Origin of the sequence: Streptomyces sp. NPDC048473 (genome assembly GCF_043200155.1) — a bacterium.
Taxonomy (GTDB): Bacteria; Actinomycetota; Actinomycetes; order Streptomycetales; family Streptomycetaceae; genus Streptomyces.
The window spans coordinates 78901-93420 of the sequence record NZ_JBICXE010000026.1 but is presented as its reverse complement, the minus strand read 5'-3'; the positions used below and the strand labels follow the sequence as shown (position 1 = coordinate 93420).

The following is a 14520-nucleotide window of genomic DNA, read 5'->3' as shown; positions in this document are numbered from 1 at the left end:
TTCTTGTCTCATGACCGCAATGACCGACAGCCCCTCCACCGAACGGTCCACGGAACTCCTCACCGGTGTGCTCCTCGGCGACAACTTCCGCCGGGAGCACGGCTTCTGGCAGCGGCTGATCAGCACAGAACCCTTCCGCCGTCCGGACCGCTGCACTCCCGACGAGCGCCTGCGGCTCACGTACGAGCGGCTGCGCATCCTCAACGACTGCCTCGACAGCGGCGCCCGGCTCGCCGCGGACCCACGCGCCCTCGCGGCCCTGCACGAATGGCTCGGCCCGGTCGACCCGGCCCTCACCACCGTGGCGGGCATCCACTACAACCTCTTTCTCGGCAGCCTCCTCGACCACGACGGCGACGGCCGACGCGATCTGTCGGACTTCCTCCGGCTGCGGAGTACCGGCACCTTTCTCTGTACGGAGGTGGCGCACGGCAACGACGCGGCGGCCGTCGAGACCACGGCCGACTATGACCGCGAACGCGACGGGTTTGTGCTCCGCACACCGCACGCCGGCGCCCAGAAATTCATGCCCAACACCAGTCCGGCAGGCGGCCCCAAGACCGGTCTTGTGGCTGCGCGTCTGCTCGTCGACGGCGCCGATCAAGGGGTCTTCCTCTTCCTCGTACCGCTCACCGATGCAGTACGGGCCCTGCCCGGTGTACGGGTCCGCAGACTTCCCGCACGCATGGGGAGCCCGGTGGACCACTGCCTGACCTCCTTCGACCAGGTCTTCGTCGGGCGCGACGCGCTGCTCGGCGGGGACCACGGACGGATCGGCGACGACGGCGAGTTCAGCAGCGCCGTCGGCAACCGCAGGCGTCGCCTCCTCGCGTCGATCGGGCGCGTCACCTCCGGCAAGATCTCGATGAGCGCCTGCGCGGTCGGCTCCGCGCGCGCAACGCTCGCCGTCGCCGTCCGCTACGGCGGCCACCGGTACATTTCCGGGCCCCGCGGATCGCGCCGGGTACCGGTGATCGACCACCGCAGCCACCACGGCCCGCTCGCCCGGGCCATGGCCACCGTCTTCGCGATGAGCCTCCTGCACCGCAGGGCCCTGGACCGCTGGGAGCGACGGGAGGACGGCTCGGGTACGGGCACGGAGGAGGCGGAGCGGCTGGTCGCCGTCGCCAAGGGATGGATCACCTGGCAGGCCAGGGCAGTGATCGTCGAATGCCGTGAACGGTGCGGTGCCCAGGCACTCCTGGAGAACAACGGCATGAGCCAACTCCTCACCGGAGTGGAAGGCGCCATCACTGCCGAGGGCGACAACCTGGCCATCCACGCCAAGGCGGCTGCGGAAATGCTCTTCTCCACCGAACCGGCCGCGTACGACGCTCCTTTCGGCCGCGAATCCGGCGATCTCACCGACCCCCGGTTCGTCGGCAGGCTCCTGGCGGCGCTGGAGGAGATCTGGTTCGGCCGGGCCAGGGAACGGATGGCCAGCGCACCGCACGGTGACCCGCTGGAGCGGTGGAACGCCGCATCCGGTCCCGCCCTTCTCGGCGTCGAGGCCCATGCCCACCGGCAGGCGGCCGAGGCGTACACGGACGCGGTGGCCGGTCTTCCGGACGGGCCCGCCCGTGAGCGACTGGCCGAGCTGCAGCGGCTGTTCGCACTCGACCGGATCGCCCGGAACAGCGGTGATCTGCTGGCCGCAGGGCATCTGACAGCCGATCAGGTCAACGGACTGCCGGAAGTCCTGGAACAGCTGATCACCGCCGTCGCCGCTCATCTGCCCGCCCTCGCCGACTCCTTCGCGCTGCCCCAGGAACTGCTCGCCGACTGGCCCATCGCGGGGGCCGATTACGTCGATGCGTACGACGATGCGGCGGCCGCCTGGCAGTCGGACGGGGACCGGGCGACGGCCCCGGGGGAGCGGTGAGGGCCGTGACAGGGACGGGAACAGTCGTTTGGGCGCAGCGGGTACGGGAGGTGGCCGGGGCCCTCGGTGTCCGCGTTGTGCTGCTGGTCTTCTGGGGTACGGCAGCCGTCCTGGCCAGGTGGTGCACGCGACCGCGGCAGGGCGGTGGCGAATCGGTTCGGCACAAGGCGTAACTGGAGACACGTCACCCAGTTGATTCGGCGTCGGGACGGTGCCCCCGCCGTCCCCGGCAGCCGTACCGAATGATGGAGAGGAAGCTCATGAGTGCGATTCATCCCAAGATCACCGAGGTTCTGACGCACACCTTCAAAGTGCCCGTCGCCGAGATCCGCCCGGATTCCACGATGGGCAGCCTGGATATGGACTCCCTCGCCGTCGCCGAGTTCGCCGTCCTCATCAGGGAGACGCTGGGCGGCGACGGGGACTTCGACAAGCTCCCCAAGGACGCCACCCTGGCCGACATCACGCGGTACATCGACGTGACAGCCGGCAGCGGGGTGCTGATGGGCGGCGAGGCACCGACGAGCAACGCCCGATGAACAAGCCCGCGATTGCCGTAACAGGCCTGGGAATGATCACCCCGGTCGGCAACGACACCGAATCCACCTGGAAAGGTGTGTGCGCCGGAGTCTCGCCGGTGCGTACCGTCGCGGCACTCGAAGGGTGCGAGATCGACTTCGCCTGCACGGTCGACGGGATCGATCTGGACGCCGCGATCGGCGGCCGTACGTCCTTCCGGATGGGGAAATACGTCAAGTTCGCCGTTCTCGCCGCCCGGGAGGCGGTCGCCGACGCCGGACTGGACCCGGCGCAGTGGGACGGCAGCAGGGTCGCGGTGGTCGTCGGCACCAGCAGCGGAGGTTCCGCCGCACTGACCGAGCAGGCCGTCGTGCTCGACCGGCACGGACCGGAAGCCACCTCGCCGGCGGGCATCCTGCTCACCATTCCGAACATGCCCGCGGCCGAGATCGCCATCCAGTTGCGGGCCACCGGTCCCAGCCTGGCACCGTGCACCGCCTGCTCGTCCGGCGCCACCGCCCTGTCCGTCGCCCGCGATCTGCTGGTCACCGGGCAGTGCGACATCGCGATCGCCGGAGCCACCGAATCGATCGTCTACCCGGTCGCCATGACCGGGTTCGCCCGGTCCGGAGCCGCGGCCCGGGCGGACGGCGACCCGGCCAGGCGGTGCCGGCCCTTCGCGGCCGACCGTGCCGGGCTGGTCATGGGCGAGGGCGCCGCCGTCATGATCCTGGAACGGGCGGACGACGCCGACGCCCGGGGCGCCGCGCCGCGGGCACTGCTCGCGGGCACCGGCGCCACCACCGACGCCCACCACCCCACCAGCCCGCACCCGTCCGGCGCGGTCGCCCAGACGGCGGTCGAGGCCGCGCTGCGCGACGCGGGCTGGGCGGCCGAGGACGTCGAGCACGTCAACGCACACGGCACGGCGACACCGGTCAACGACGCCACCGAGGCCGCCCTCATCAGCCGGGTCTACCCGCACCGGCCGCCCGTCACCGCCCCGAAGGGCGTACTCGGGCACTGCATGGGGGCGGCCGGAGCGATCGAGGCCGGACTGACCGTCCTGACGCTCCAACGCGGCGTCGTACCGCCGATCGCCAACCTGGACGCCCCGGCGCCCGAGTTCGACATCAACTGCGTCACCGAGCGACCGCTGCGGCAGCCCATCCGGCGCGCCGTCAGCCACTCCTTCGGCTTCGGCGGACACAACGCCGTGATCGCTCTTCAGCGTCCGTAGGCATCAGGCGGGTGGTGCGACGGGAGCACAGCCCGGCGTACCACCGGCCACACCGCCCATGAGCTGCGCAGAGGCTCGTGATAACTTGCCGGGGCCAGTCAAACTCCACGTAGGGGTCAGGGAATCCGGTGAGAATCCGGAACTGACGCGCAGCGGTGAGGGGGACGGGCGGGGCCACGGCCACTGGGACCACCCTCGGGTGTCCTGGGAAGGCGTCCCGTCCGTAGGAACCCGAGTCCGAAGACCTGCTGGCACCTGCGACCCGGTACTGGGCGCAGGGCTCCGTACAACGGGCTCCGCGCATGAGTCCCAAGACGCAGAGGGACTCCGTGCCGTCCATAGCCAGCCCTGTCCGCGCCATGGCCCTGCTCTCGGCGGGACTGATCCTGCTGACCGCCTGCGGGGGCGGAACCGGCAAATCCGCCGCGAAGTCCGACTCCGCCGACGGATACCCGGTGACGCTGAAGAACTGCGGACGCACCGTCACCGTCGAAGCCGCACCGCACCACGCCGTCTCGGTCGACCAGGGATCGACGGAGATCCTGCTCTCCCTCGGCCTCGCCGACCGGCTGGCCGCCACCGCGACCTGGACCGACCCGGTGATGAAGGGCCTGGAGAAGGCCAACGCCGAGGTTCCCAGAATCGCGGACAACCGGCCGTCGTCGGAGAAGGTCCTCGACCAGGAACCCGACTTCATCAGCGCGTCGTTCGAGTCGACCCTGGCCAAGGGCGGCGTCGCACCCCGCGAACAGTTCGAGGAACTCGGCGTCCCCACCTATGTCTCGCCCGCCGACTGCACCGGCAAGGACAACAGCGGCGGCGGCGACGGAGCCCGTACCGCGCCACTGACCATGGACAGCGTCTACGACGAAGTGCGCGACCTGGCCAGGGTGTTCGGCGTGCAGAAGCGCGGCGACACGCTCGTGGCGCAGCTGCGGGCCCGGGTGAAGAAGGCGACCGAGGGTGTCGACGCCTCCGACGCCACCCTCCTCTACTGGTTCTCCGACTCCAAGGCCCCGTACCTGGCCGGCTGCTGCGGAGCACCCGGCATCATCACCGGAGAACTCGGAGCGAAGAACGTCTTCGACGACACCCGTGAGGAATGGCCCCAGATCAGCTGGGAGACCGTCGCCGACCGCAACCCCGACGTCCTGGTCATCGGCGACCTGACCCGTAAGGCACAGACCGCCGAGAGCGCCGCGAAGAAGATCGAATTCCTGGAGTCCAACCCCGTCACGAAGAACATGGACGCCGTCAGGCACAAGCGGTACGTCCTGCTGAGCGGCCAGGCCATGAACCCGTCCATCCGGACGGTCGAGGGTGTGGAACGCGTCGCCGCCGGGCTGCGCGCGTTCGGGCTCGCGGGGTGACGGACACCGAACGGGCCACGGCGGTGGATGTGCCGCGGGCTTCGGAATCGACCGTGCGCGGCGGAACGGGTGTACGGAAGCTGCCCGGTGGGGCCCTATGGGTCTTCGGCGTCGCGCTGCTCGTGCTGTCCGTCGCGGTCGCCGTCACCATCGGCCCCGCCCGCATCTCCGTCGCCGACGTCTGGTCCACGGTGGCCTCCCACCTCGGCTGGGGCCACTCACGCCTCACCCCGATCCGGGACGGCATCATCTGGAACCTGCGCATGCCGCGCACCCTGCTCGCCGCGGTGTGCGGCGCCGGGCTCGCGGTATGCGGAACCGTCATGCAGTCCCTGCTCCGCAACCCGCTCGCCGACCCGTTCGTCCTCGGCGTCTCCTCCGGTGCGTCGACCGGCGCCGTTGTGGTCGTCGTCCTCGGCGTCGGCGGGGGAGCGGTGTCGATCTCGACCGGCGCGTTCATCGGCGCGCTCTGCTCGTTCGCCCTTGTCCTGCTGCTGAGCCACACCCTGGGCGGCACGACCGACCGGGTCGTCCTTTCCGGTGTCGCGGCCATGCAGCTGTTCTCCGCGCTCACCTCCTTCGTCGTGATGACCTCCGCCGACGCCGAGCAGACCCGCGGGGTGCTGTTCTGGCTGCTCGGCTCGCTCAGCGGGGTCGGCTGGACCGATGTGTGGATCTGCTCCGCCGTTCTCCTCGTGACGCTGCTGATCTGCCTCGGCCACGCCCGTACGCTCGACGCCTTCGCTTTCGGCCAGGACGCCGCGGCCACCCTCGGCGTCCATGTCGCGCGCACCCGGATCGTGCTGCTCTGCACGACCGCGCTGCTGACCGCCGCGCTCGTCAGCTCCGCCGGGGCCATCGGCTTCGTCGGTCTGGTCCTGCCGCACGCCGCCCGTGCGCTCGCCGGCTCCGGGCACCGGCGGCTGCTGCCGGTCACCGCCCTGGCCGGGGCGGTGTTCCTGGTCTGGGTCGACACCCTCGCCAGGACGGTCCTCGACCCGCAGGAGGTGCCGGTGGGTGTCGTCACCGCACTCATCGGCGTGCCCGCGTTCGTCCTGGTCCTGTACCGCACCCGGAGGATCACATGACGGGTGGAGCCACCGAGGGGCTGCGTGCCGAGCGGGTCAGCCGGGAGGCCGGCGGCCGACTCATCCTCGACGGGGTCCATCTCGCCCCGCCGCCCGGCGCCACCGTCGGGCTGATCGGGCCGAACGGCTCAGGCAAGTCGACCCTCTTGCGGGTGCTTGCAGGAGTCCTCGCCCCGGAGACGGGTGTGGTCACCCTCGACGGCCGACGGCTCGACGAGATCGGCCGCCGGACCGTGGCCCAGCGGGTCGCCGTGGTCGACCAGCATGCCGTCACCCAGGTCGAGTTGAGCGTCCTGGACGTGGTGCGCCTCGGGCGCATCCCGCACCGCAGGGCCTGGTCGGCGCCAGGCCGGGCGGACGACGACGCGGTGCGCGAGGCCCTGGAGCGGACCGGTCTCGCCGATCGCGGCGACCAGTCCTGGCACACCCTCTCCGGAGGCGAGCGCCAACGCGTCCAGATCGCGCGCGCACTGGCCCAGCAGCCGCGTGAGCTGCTGCTCGACGAGCCGACGAACCATCTCGACATCCAGCACCAGCTGGAACTGCTGTCGCTGATCACCTCGCTGCCACTCACCGGTGTGATCGCTCTGCACGACCTCAATCTGGCCGCGATGTTCTGCGATCGGATCGTGGTCATGAGGGAGGGGCGGGTGGTGGCCGCCGGGTCCCCGACGGAAGTGATCACCGAGGCACTGATCGCCGACGTCTACCGGGTCAGGGCGCGAGTCACTCCGGACGGACCGGACGGGAGGCCCTCGGTGCGCTTCCTGCCGGAGCGGCCGTAGCGGAAGCTGCGGCCGCCGATGGGACCAGTGGGGCAGATGCGGCCGTAGTGGCAGCTGCCGTGAGCCCCTCCCAGCTCCGGTGCCGGTCATGCCGGTCGTGCGCGATGTGGTGCGGGAAGTGCCCGTACCGGAGCCGGAGGTGCCGGCCATGGCCGGCTGGTCGGTCCCGGTGGTGCGTCCGGTGCCCGCCGCGCCCATGGCCCCGGTTCCAGCGGCCCCGGCCGCGCCCATGGCCGTGGTGCCGGTCCCGGACGCCGTTGTGGTTACGTGCCCGCCTGGCCGCCGAGCCTGGCGGTGGTGTTCCCGGCGAGGCCGTAGTGGCGGTAGAGCTCCTCCTCCTCCGCCACGGACAGATGCGCGTCCGCGTCCACCCGGGGGGCTTCCTTGACGCGGTCCTTCGGATGCGAGATGTGCAGGTCGGAGCCCACTCGACGGGCTCCGGCAAGAGGCACGAAACTTTCCTTCATACCGAACAGGCCGGTCTTCACCGTGATCCAGTCCGGGCGGCCGGTGTTGTCGTCGACATACACCCGCCCCACACTGCCGATCTTCTCGCCCGCGGTGTCGTACACCGTCAGGCCGTCGAGCTCTCCGGAATCCGTGAAGCCGTCAGCGGCTCCCATGACCGATTCCTCCTCGCCCGGGCGCGTCCTGTGGCTGGGTCCATCAGGGAAGGCGCGTCCGATTTCCATCGCGCCTCACCCGGATGGACGCTGCAACCTCCCCGCCCGTGGAGGCCGGCCGCCACATGCTCGGCGCTTCGTCGGTGGCAGCCCGTCACGGCGGTGCGCACACCATCTTCGCGTTAGGTCAATCGGGTGAAATGTGGAGGGTGCGTGCACGGAATTCGGACACGAGAACCGGGACTGAGCGGCCGAAAGGTGCGACGCCGAAGAACCGGCAATTTGCCTCTTCAGTGACATTGGGGCGTATCGGGCGGGACGGTCCGTCCGGGCGGGTCACTCCGGGAGCGCGCCGTACTGCCCGTGGACCGGTTCGGCCCGCGCGCCGCATGGTGAACAGAGCTGCTTCCGTACAGTGACCGCAGGTACGGCTGGGGTCCCCGGCCATGCCGCCGCGCCATGAAACCGAGGGGAGCCGTCCGGCGTTGTATCCGGCATGAACACGTTGCGCGGCACGTTCGACGAGGACGCGGAGCTCTACGACCGGATGCGCCCGCGCTATCCGGCGGACCTGGTCACGGATCTTGTGGTCCTGACCGGTCTCACCTCTTGGAGCAGGGTGCTCGAAGAGGGGCCGGGCACCGGTCAGTTGACGGTGCCGCTCGCGGAGCTGGGGTGTGAGGTGACGGCCGTCGAACTGGGCCCCTCGCTGGCGGCCGTGGCACGACGCAATCTGCGCGGCTTCCCCCGCGCACATGTCGAGGTGTCCCCGTTCGAGGAGTGGACGCCTCCATCGGAGCCCTTCGATCTGGTGGTGTGCGCGACCGCCATCCACTGGATCGATCCCGCACTGCGTTTCACGAGAGCGGCCGACGCGCTACGGACCGGCGGGGCGCTGGCGATCGTCACCACCCACCATGTGGCGGGCGGCAGCGGAAAATTCTTCGAGCAGGCACAACGGTGTTACGAGCGCTGGGATCCCGCCACCCGCCCCGGCATCGAGCTGTCGGACGAGGCGTCGACGGAAACGGTCTTCGGTGAAATGGAACACCCCCCTTGGGGCGGCCCGGTCCGGGTACGCCGCCACGGACGGGAGATCACCTACCCGGCCGAGCAGTATCCGGACCTGCTGATGACCTATTCGGGCCACCGCGATCTGGCCCCCGACGCGCGGCACGGTCTGCTCGCCTGCATCCGGACCCTGATCGACGAACAGCACGGAGGGAGCATCACCAAGCGGTATCTGCATGAACTCCTGACCGTGCGGAAGGCCGCGTGAAAACCGGCAACAGGTGTTCCTGTCAGCGCCGTTGACCATAGGATCGGCACCGGCCACCGGCCCCGGCCGACGACCGTCAGGAGAGCCCGTTGACCAGCACCCCGCACCGTATGGACCCGGCAGGCGGCTGCCCGCACGCGGACAACGCCAGGCTGCTCGCCCAGGGGGCCGTGGCATCCGTCGTGCTCCCCGGCGATGTGGCCGGGATGGTGGTGCTCGGACACGACGCGCTCAAGGAGTTCCTCGCCCACCCCGATGTGGCCAAAGGCGCACACCACTTCACCGAGCTGGCCGAGGGACGTATCCCCGACGGCTGGCCGCTGAGGACATTCGCCACCGTGCAGGGCATGACCACCGCCGACGGCGACGACCACCGACGGCTGCGCTCACTGGTCAGCAAGGCGTTCACCGCACGGCGGGTGGAAGAGCTGCGGCCGCGGATCGAGACCGTCACCGCCGAGCTGCTCGACGGCGTCGACCGGGCCGCCGCCGAGGGTGACGGCACGGTGGATCTGCGCGCCCGGTTCGCCCTGCCGCTGCCGATGGGCGTCATCTGTGAACTTCTCGGTGTGGACGCCGAGCACCAGGACCGGCTGCACCGTCTCTCGAGCCAGGTGGTCGCGACCGATACCGGCCCCGAGGAGGCGATGGCCGCCAACCGGGAGCTGGTGGCCCTGCTCGGAGCGGTCGCCGCGGCCCGCGCGGAGCAACCGGGCGACGATCTGACCAGCGCCCTGATCGCCGCCCGCGACGAGGGCGGCGGCCGGCTCGGTCAGCACGAGCTCATCGGCACCCTGCTCCTGATGATCATCGCGGGGCACGAGACCACGCTGAACCTCATCACCAACGCCGTACGGGCGCTGTGCACCCACCCCGACCAGCTCGGCCTGGTCAGGTCCGGCCGGGCACGCTGGGCGGACGTGGTGGAGGAGACACTGCGCTGGGACAGCCCGGTCAGCTACTTCCCGTTCCGCTACCCGACCCGCGACCTCACCCTCGACGGCACCGTCATACCGCAGGGCACACCCGTGCTCGCCGGATACTCGGCCGCCGGTCGGGACAAGGCCGCACACGGCCCCGACGCCGACCGGTTCGACGTGACCGGACCGGCCAGGGACACCACGGCCCGGCATCTCTCGCTCGGCCACGGACCGCACTACTGCCTGGGCGCGCCGCTCGCCCGGATGGAGGCCACGATCGCCCTGGAGCAGCTGTTCACCCGCTTCCCCGAGTTGGACCTCGCCGTTCCCGGGGCCGCGCTGCCCCACCGTGCGGGCTTCGTCGGCAACAGCACGGGGACGCTTCCGGTACGGCTCCGGCCCGGCGCCGCGCCCGTCGCGGGCTGAAGATCCCCGGCGCATATGATCGACGGGCCACGTGCCGACTGTCGTCCTGCCGTCTCCTGTCGTGCACCGGGGGTGCCTCATCCATTCCGTACGCATCCGGCTGCCCGAACAGCGCGGTGAACTGCTGACCCGGCGCGAGGACGGTCTGGACCTTCACCATCTGGTGTGGCGGCTGGGGCCGGGGTGGCGGGTGTGCAGCAGCGCCGTGCTCGGCGGAGGCATCGGCCCGCGCGCCTGGATCCTCAACGCCCAGGTGCCCGGCGGTTATCCGCGCCTGGACCCCGACCGCCACCTCGCCGAGATCGCCGCCGCGGAACACCTCACCGGACCCGGCGCCGGACTGATGACCGCCGCCGATGTCACCGCGTACACAGTCGCGGCCGACGAGGGTGTGACGGCGACCGCCACCTGCGGACTCGGTGTACGCGGCTGGGCCGCGGCCCCGGCCGAAGGCACCGAGGGGCCGCCGCGGCCGGGCACGGTCAATATCGTCGTCACCCTGCCGGTGGCACTCTCCGACGCCGCACTTGTCAACGCGGTCGCCACGGCAACCGAGGCCAAGGTCCAGGCACTCCTGGACGCGGGGCTCGACTGCTCGGGCACCCCCACCGACGCCGTCTGCATCGCCGCCCCCTCCCCGGGGCCCGCCCCCGGTGAACCCTTCGCGGGACCGCGCTCCCGCTGGGGTGCGCGACTCGCCAGGGCCGTGCACGCTGCCGTCCTGGAAGGTGCGCTGCGGCAATCCTGAGAACCCACCGCGCCGCGAGCCGACCGGGGCGCGGCCGATGAAGGGAGTCCTCTCATGACCTCAAGCGCTGCCGACGCCGCCCCGCAGCGGCCGACCGTCGCCGTCCTCGGCACCGGAATCATGGGATCCGGCATGGCCCGGAGTCTGCTCCGGGCCGGCCTCGACGTCCGTGCCTGGAACCGCACGCAGGCCAAGGCGGCCCCGCTCGCCGCCGACGGCGCCACGGTCACGGATACGGAGGAGGAAGCCGTACGCGGCGCCGATGTCATCGTCACCATGCTCAACGACGGTCCCGCCGTCGCCGCCGCGCTCACCGCCGCGCAGCCGGGGCTGCACACCGGCCAGGTGCTCCTCCAGAGCTCGACCGTCGGACTCGACGCCACCACCGATCTCGCCCGGCAGGCGATGGACGCGGGTCTGGTCTACCTCGACGCACCGGTCTCCGGTACCAAACAGCCCGCGGAGCAGGGCACGTTGACGGTCTTCGTCTCCGGCCCCTCCACCGCCCGGGCGTCGGTGAACCCCGTGCTGGACGCGATCGGACAGCGCACGGTCTGGGTCGCGGAGACCCCCGGGGCGGCCTCGCGGTTGAAGCTTGTGGTCAACACCTGGGTCATCACCATGGTCAACAACATCGCCGAATGCCTGAACCTTGCCGAAGGACTGGGAGTCGACCCGCAGACATTCCTCGACGTCATGAAGGGCGGCCCGCTGGACTCCGCCTATTTGCAGGGCAAGTCCGCCGCGGTTCTCTCCGGTGACCTCACCCCGAGCTTCGCCCTGTCCACCGCGCTGAAGGACACCCGCCTCATCCTGGACGCGGCGCAGAAGTCGGGGGTGCGGCTGGACCTGGTCGCCGCGTCGGCCGACCGTTTCGCGCGTGCCGAGGCGGCAGGGCACGGCGGTGAGGACATGATCGCCACCTACTACGCGGGCCGCGCCCCGGAGAAGGACGGCGACTGACTCCCGCCGACCGGCCGGCCCAGGGTGCCGGAGCGAACCGCTCCGGCACCGCCGTGCCCCGTAGAGCCGTCAGACGACCTGCACCTCGTGCCGCACCACGGCATCGAACAGGTAGCCCTGCGTGTTGTGGACGGCAACCTCCGGCTGGGTACGGCCCGTTCGGTCCGTCGCCCGCGCCAGCAGGACGGCCGGACCGCGGTCCCTCGGCAGCCAGTCGGCCGACCAGCGGACCCAGCTTCCGCTCCTCGGCTCGTCGCACAGCCGCGCACGCCGCCACCGGACGCCCCCATCGGTACTGACGTCGACCGTGCGCACGGGCGCCCCGCCCGACCACGACCGCCCCGTCAGCACATGGCGCCTACGGGCGGGGAACGACGCGCCGGGCGCCACCTCGAAGGCGCTCTTCAGCGTCTGCCGGGTCAGCGGAGCGCTGCCCTCCGGCGGATAGGCGGGGCCGAACAGCCGGTAGAGACCGGTGTTCCACGGGGAGAGCAGGGGCTCAGCGCTCACCTCGATGTCGCCGACCCACTTGATGTTCGCGACGCCGACCCAGGACGGCACGATCAGCCGCACCGGACGGCCGTGATCGGGCGGCAGCGGCTCACCGTTCATCTCGAACGCGAGCAGCACGTCGTCCAGCGCCTTCGCCACCGGCAGCGGCCGGCGCACCCGGCCCAGATTGATCCCGTCGCTGATCACCTCGTCGTCGAGGCCGCGCGGCAGCACATCCACGGCGTCCCCGCCGATGCCCGCGCGCCGCAGCACATCGGCGAGCCGCACCCCGCGCCAGCGGGCCGTACCGATCGCGCCCAGGGTCCAGGCGGTGCCGCTGACCTGCTGGTTCTGCTGTGTCGCGTAGAAGCTGCGGGCGTTTCCCGCGCACTCGACGAACGCGGTACGGGTGACCGAAGGCAGCGTGCGCAGTTCGTCGTACGTGAACTCCACGGCCGGGCCCTTCAGCCCGCTGCCCCAGACGGTCAGCTGCCAGTCCGCTGCGTCGATCCGCGGGGTGACGGTGTGATTGCGTACGAAGAAACGGTCGGCCGGAGTCAGCAGCCCGGTGGCGCGCAGCGCCGCGAAGTTCGTCTCGGCGTTGGTGCCGCGCACGGTGAACAGCTCGGGCGGCAGTGGCTTCACGATCCCGGGGGCGGGCGAGGCAGCGGCGGGCGCCGCATGTGCGGGAGCGGCGAACCCGGCCAGCGGCCCGGCCGCCGAGGCGGCCGCCACCAGTTTCAGCAGATCACGGCGTTCGATTCCGGCGGACCGTGCGGCACCGCGCGACCACTGGCGCAGCCTCATCCCGTCGTACGCGGCCTCGGACGGTGGAACGGATCTCATGGGCATCTCCAGGGGACGAGGAGGAGGGGACAGCGGTGGTGAATCAGCGGCCCGGGACAGCCGGCCGACCGGACAGCAACTCCCTTACCAGAGCCCCGACCTGACCCGTCTCGATCAGGAACCCGTCGTGCCCATGGGGCGAATCCACGATCCTGAGCCGGCCCGCACCCGGCAGCAGTGACGCCAACTCCGCCTGCTGCGACGGGGGATAGAGCCGGTCGGAGTCGACGCCCGCGATCAGCGCGGGCATCCGCGCACGGCGCAACGCCTGCGCGATGCCACCGCGCCCGCGCCCGACATCGTGCCCGCTCATGGCCTCGGTCAGCGTCACATAGCTGCCCGCGTCGAAGCGGTGCACCAGCTTGGCCGCATGATGGTCGAGATACGACTCCACCTGGTACCGCCCGCCGTGCCACGGATGCTCACCCGCCTGCGCCTCGCTGCCGAACCGGGATCCGAGCTCGGGCTCGCTGCGGTATGTCACATGGGTGATCCGGCGGGCCAGACCGAGGCCCTGGTGCGGGCCACTGCCCGGTGGAGCCTCGTGGTGGTGGCCGCCCCGCCACCCGGGGTCGGAGCGGATCGCGGAGATCTGCACGGCCCCCCAGGCGATCTGCTCCGCCGACGCCGACGCGGACGCCGCGAGCACCAGCAGCGATCCGGTGCGCTCCGGCCGGCTCACCGCCCATTCGAGCGCCCGCATGCCGCCCATCGATCCGCCGATCACCGCAGCCCACCGTCCGATGGACAGCGCATCGGCCAGCGCCGCCTCGGCCGCCACCTGGTCACGGACCGTCAGATACGGGAAGTCGCCGCCCCAGAACGGACCTTGAGGACGGCGCGACGACGGACCGGTGCTGCCCTGGCAGCCGCCGAGCACATTCGGCGCGACGACGAACCAGCGGTCGGTGTCCAGCGCCTTCCCGGGGCCGACCAGAGCATCCCACCAGCCGGCCGTGGGATGCCCCGGCTCCACTGGCCCGGCCACATGGCTGTCGCCGGTCAGGGCGTGCAGCACCAGCACCGCGTTGGAGCCGTCGGGAGCCCGCTGTCCCTGTACTGGGGCCGTACGGCCGCGCGTACTGCCCGGCCGACGCCCAGGGAATCCAGGGCGCGGATGCCGTTCGCGTGCAGGGAGATACCCGCGCCCACGGCGTCGCGGACGCCGAGGGCCGTACCCTCACCCTGCTCGCGTGTGTGGAGGGACTGGTCTTCGACCGGTTGGTGGGCGGCGGGGACGTGCCCAGGGAGGAGATCAGCGGCCTGGTCGCGGTGGCGCTGCGGAACTCCGACGGGTGATCGTGACCGGGAGCTGCCCACCGCTCCGTGGCCTCGGGAG

At 71.3% G+C, this 14520-nt stretch carries 12 protein-coding genes, 2 pseudogenes and 1 riboswitch; of the genes and pseudogenes, 11 read left to right on the top strand and 3 right to left on the bottom strand.

The window, feature by feature from the left end; translation table 11 throughout:
* Positions 1–19 precede the first annotated feature (19 nt).
* The 6 genes from ACGFU7_RS32365 (at position 20) to ACGFU7_RS32340 (ending at position 6884) form a co-directional block, all read left to right on the top strand.
* Positions 20–1882, top strand: a complete 1863-nt coding sequence (locus tag ACGFU7_RS32365) for an acyl-CoA dehydrogenase (protein WP_393700540.1) — start codon at positions 20–22, stop codon at positions 1880–1882.
* 260 nt (positions 1883–2142) lie between these two features.
* Complete coding sequence (locus ACGFU7_RS32360; protein ID WP_393700538.1) at positions 2143–2421, top strand: acyl carrier protein; 279 nt, start codon at positions 2143–2145, stop codon at positions 2419–2421.
* Positions 2418–3641: a beta-ketoacyl-[acyl-carrier-protein] synthase family protein gene (locus ACGFU7_RS32355; RefSeq protein ID WP_393700537.1), complete on the top strand. Its 1224-nt coding sequence runs from the start codon at positions 2418–2420 to the stop codon at positions 3639–3641. The genes ACGFU7_RS32360 and ACGFU7_RS32355 overlap by 4 nt, the downstream gene beginning before the upstream one ends.
* A gap of 78 nt (positions 3642–3719) precedes the next feature.
* A riboswitch (cobalamin riboswitch) is annotated at positions 3720–3909 on the top strand.
* A gap of 34 nt (positions 3910–3943) precedes the next feature.
* Complete coding sequence (locus tag ACGFU7_RS32350) at positions 3944–5011, top strand: ABC transporter substrate-binding protein (protein ID WP_393700535.1); 1068 nt, start codon at positions 3944–3946, stop codon at positions 5009–5011.
* A 53-nt stretch (positions 5012–5064) separates the two neighbouring features.
* Complete coding sequence (locus ACGFU7_RS32345) at positions 5065–6099, top strand: FecCD family ABC transporter permease (protein WP_393700612.1); 1035 nt, start codon at positions 5065–5067, stop codon at positions 6097–6099.
* The gene (locus ACGFU7_RS32340; RefSeq protein WP_393700534.1) at positions 6096–6884 is read left to right on the top strand and encodes an ABC transporter ATP-binding protein; all 789 of its coding nucleotides are present in this window, start codon (positions 6096–6098) and stop codon (positions 6882–6884) included. The genes ACGFU7_RS32345 and ACGFU7_RS32340 overlap by 4 nt, the downstream gene beginning before the upstream one ends.
* A 69-nt stretch (positions 6885–6953) precedes the next feature.
* Here the strand turns inward: ACGFU7_RS32340 and ACGFU7_RS32335 are convergent.
* Positions 6954–7507, bottom strand: a pseudogene (locus tag ACGFU7_RS32335) (PRC-barrel domain-containing protein); the annotation flags it as partial.
* 496 nt (positions 7508–8003) lie between these two features.
* On the opposite strand from ACGFU7_RS32335, the gene ACGFU7_RS32330 reads away from it, so the two are divergent.
* The 4 genes from ACGFU7_RS32330 to ACGFU7_RS32315 all read left to right on the top strand — a co-directional run bounded on the left by ACGFU7_RS32330 (position 8004) and on the right by ACGFU7_RS32315 (position 11843).
* Positions 8004–8786 (top strand): class I SAM-dependent methyltransferase, encoded by a 783-nt coding sequence (locus tag ACGFU7_RS32330; protein WP_393700532.1) that lies wholly within the window; start codon positions 8004–8006, stop codon positions 8784–8786.
* Between the two features lie 110 nt (positions 8787–8896).
* Positions 8897–10132 (top strand): cytochrome P450, encoded by a 1236-nt coding sequence (locus ACGFU7_RS32325; RefSeq protein WP_393700610.1) that lies wholly within the window; start codon positions 8897–8899, stop codon positions 10130–10132.
* 163 nt (positions 10133–10295) lie between these two features.
* Positions 10296–10880: an adenosylcobinamide amidohydrolase gene (locus ACGFU7_RS32320; RefSeq protein ID WP_393700609.1), complete on the top strand. Its 585-nt coding sequence runs from the start codon at positions 10296–10298 to the stop codon at positions 10878–10880.
* 54 nt (positions 10881–10934) lie between these two features.
* Positions 10935–11843: an NAD(P)-dependent oxidoreductase gene (locus ACGFU7_RS32315; RefSeq protein ID WP_393700530.1), complete on the top strand. Its 909-nt coding sequence runs from the start codon at positions 10935–10937 to the stop codon at positions 11841–11843.
* A gap of 69 nt (positions 11844–11912) precedes the next feature.
* Here ACGFU7_RS32315 and ACGFU7_RS32310 read toward each other — a convergent pair whose 3' ends face one another.
* Both ACGFU7_RS32310 and ACGFU7_RS32305 read right to left on the bottom strand, forming a co-directional pair.
* Positions 11913–13187 (bottom strand): sulfite oxidase, encoded by a 1275-nt coding sequence (locus tag ACGFU7_RS32310; RefSeq protein WP_393700529.1) that lies wholly within the window; start codon positions 13185–13187, stop codon positions 11913–11915.
* A 67-nt stretch (positions 13188–13254) separates the two neighbouring features.
* Positions 13255–14235, bottom strand: a pseudogene (locus tag ACGFU7_RS32305) (homoserine O-acetyltransferase); the annotation flags it as partial.
* Between the two features lie 74 nt (positions 14236–14309).
* Here ACGFU7_RS32305 and ACGFU7_RS32300 point away from each other — a divergent pair.
* Positions 14310–14480, top strand: coding sequence for a hypothetical protein (locus ACGFU7_RS32300; protein ID WP_393700527.1), 171 nt, complete (start codon positions 14310–14312; stop codon positions 14478–14480).
* Positions 14481–14520: the final 40 nt, after the last annotated feature.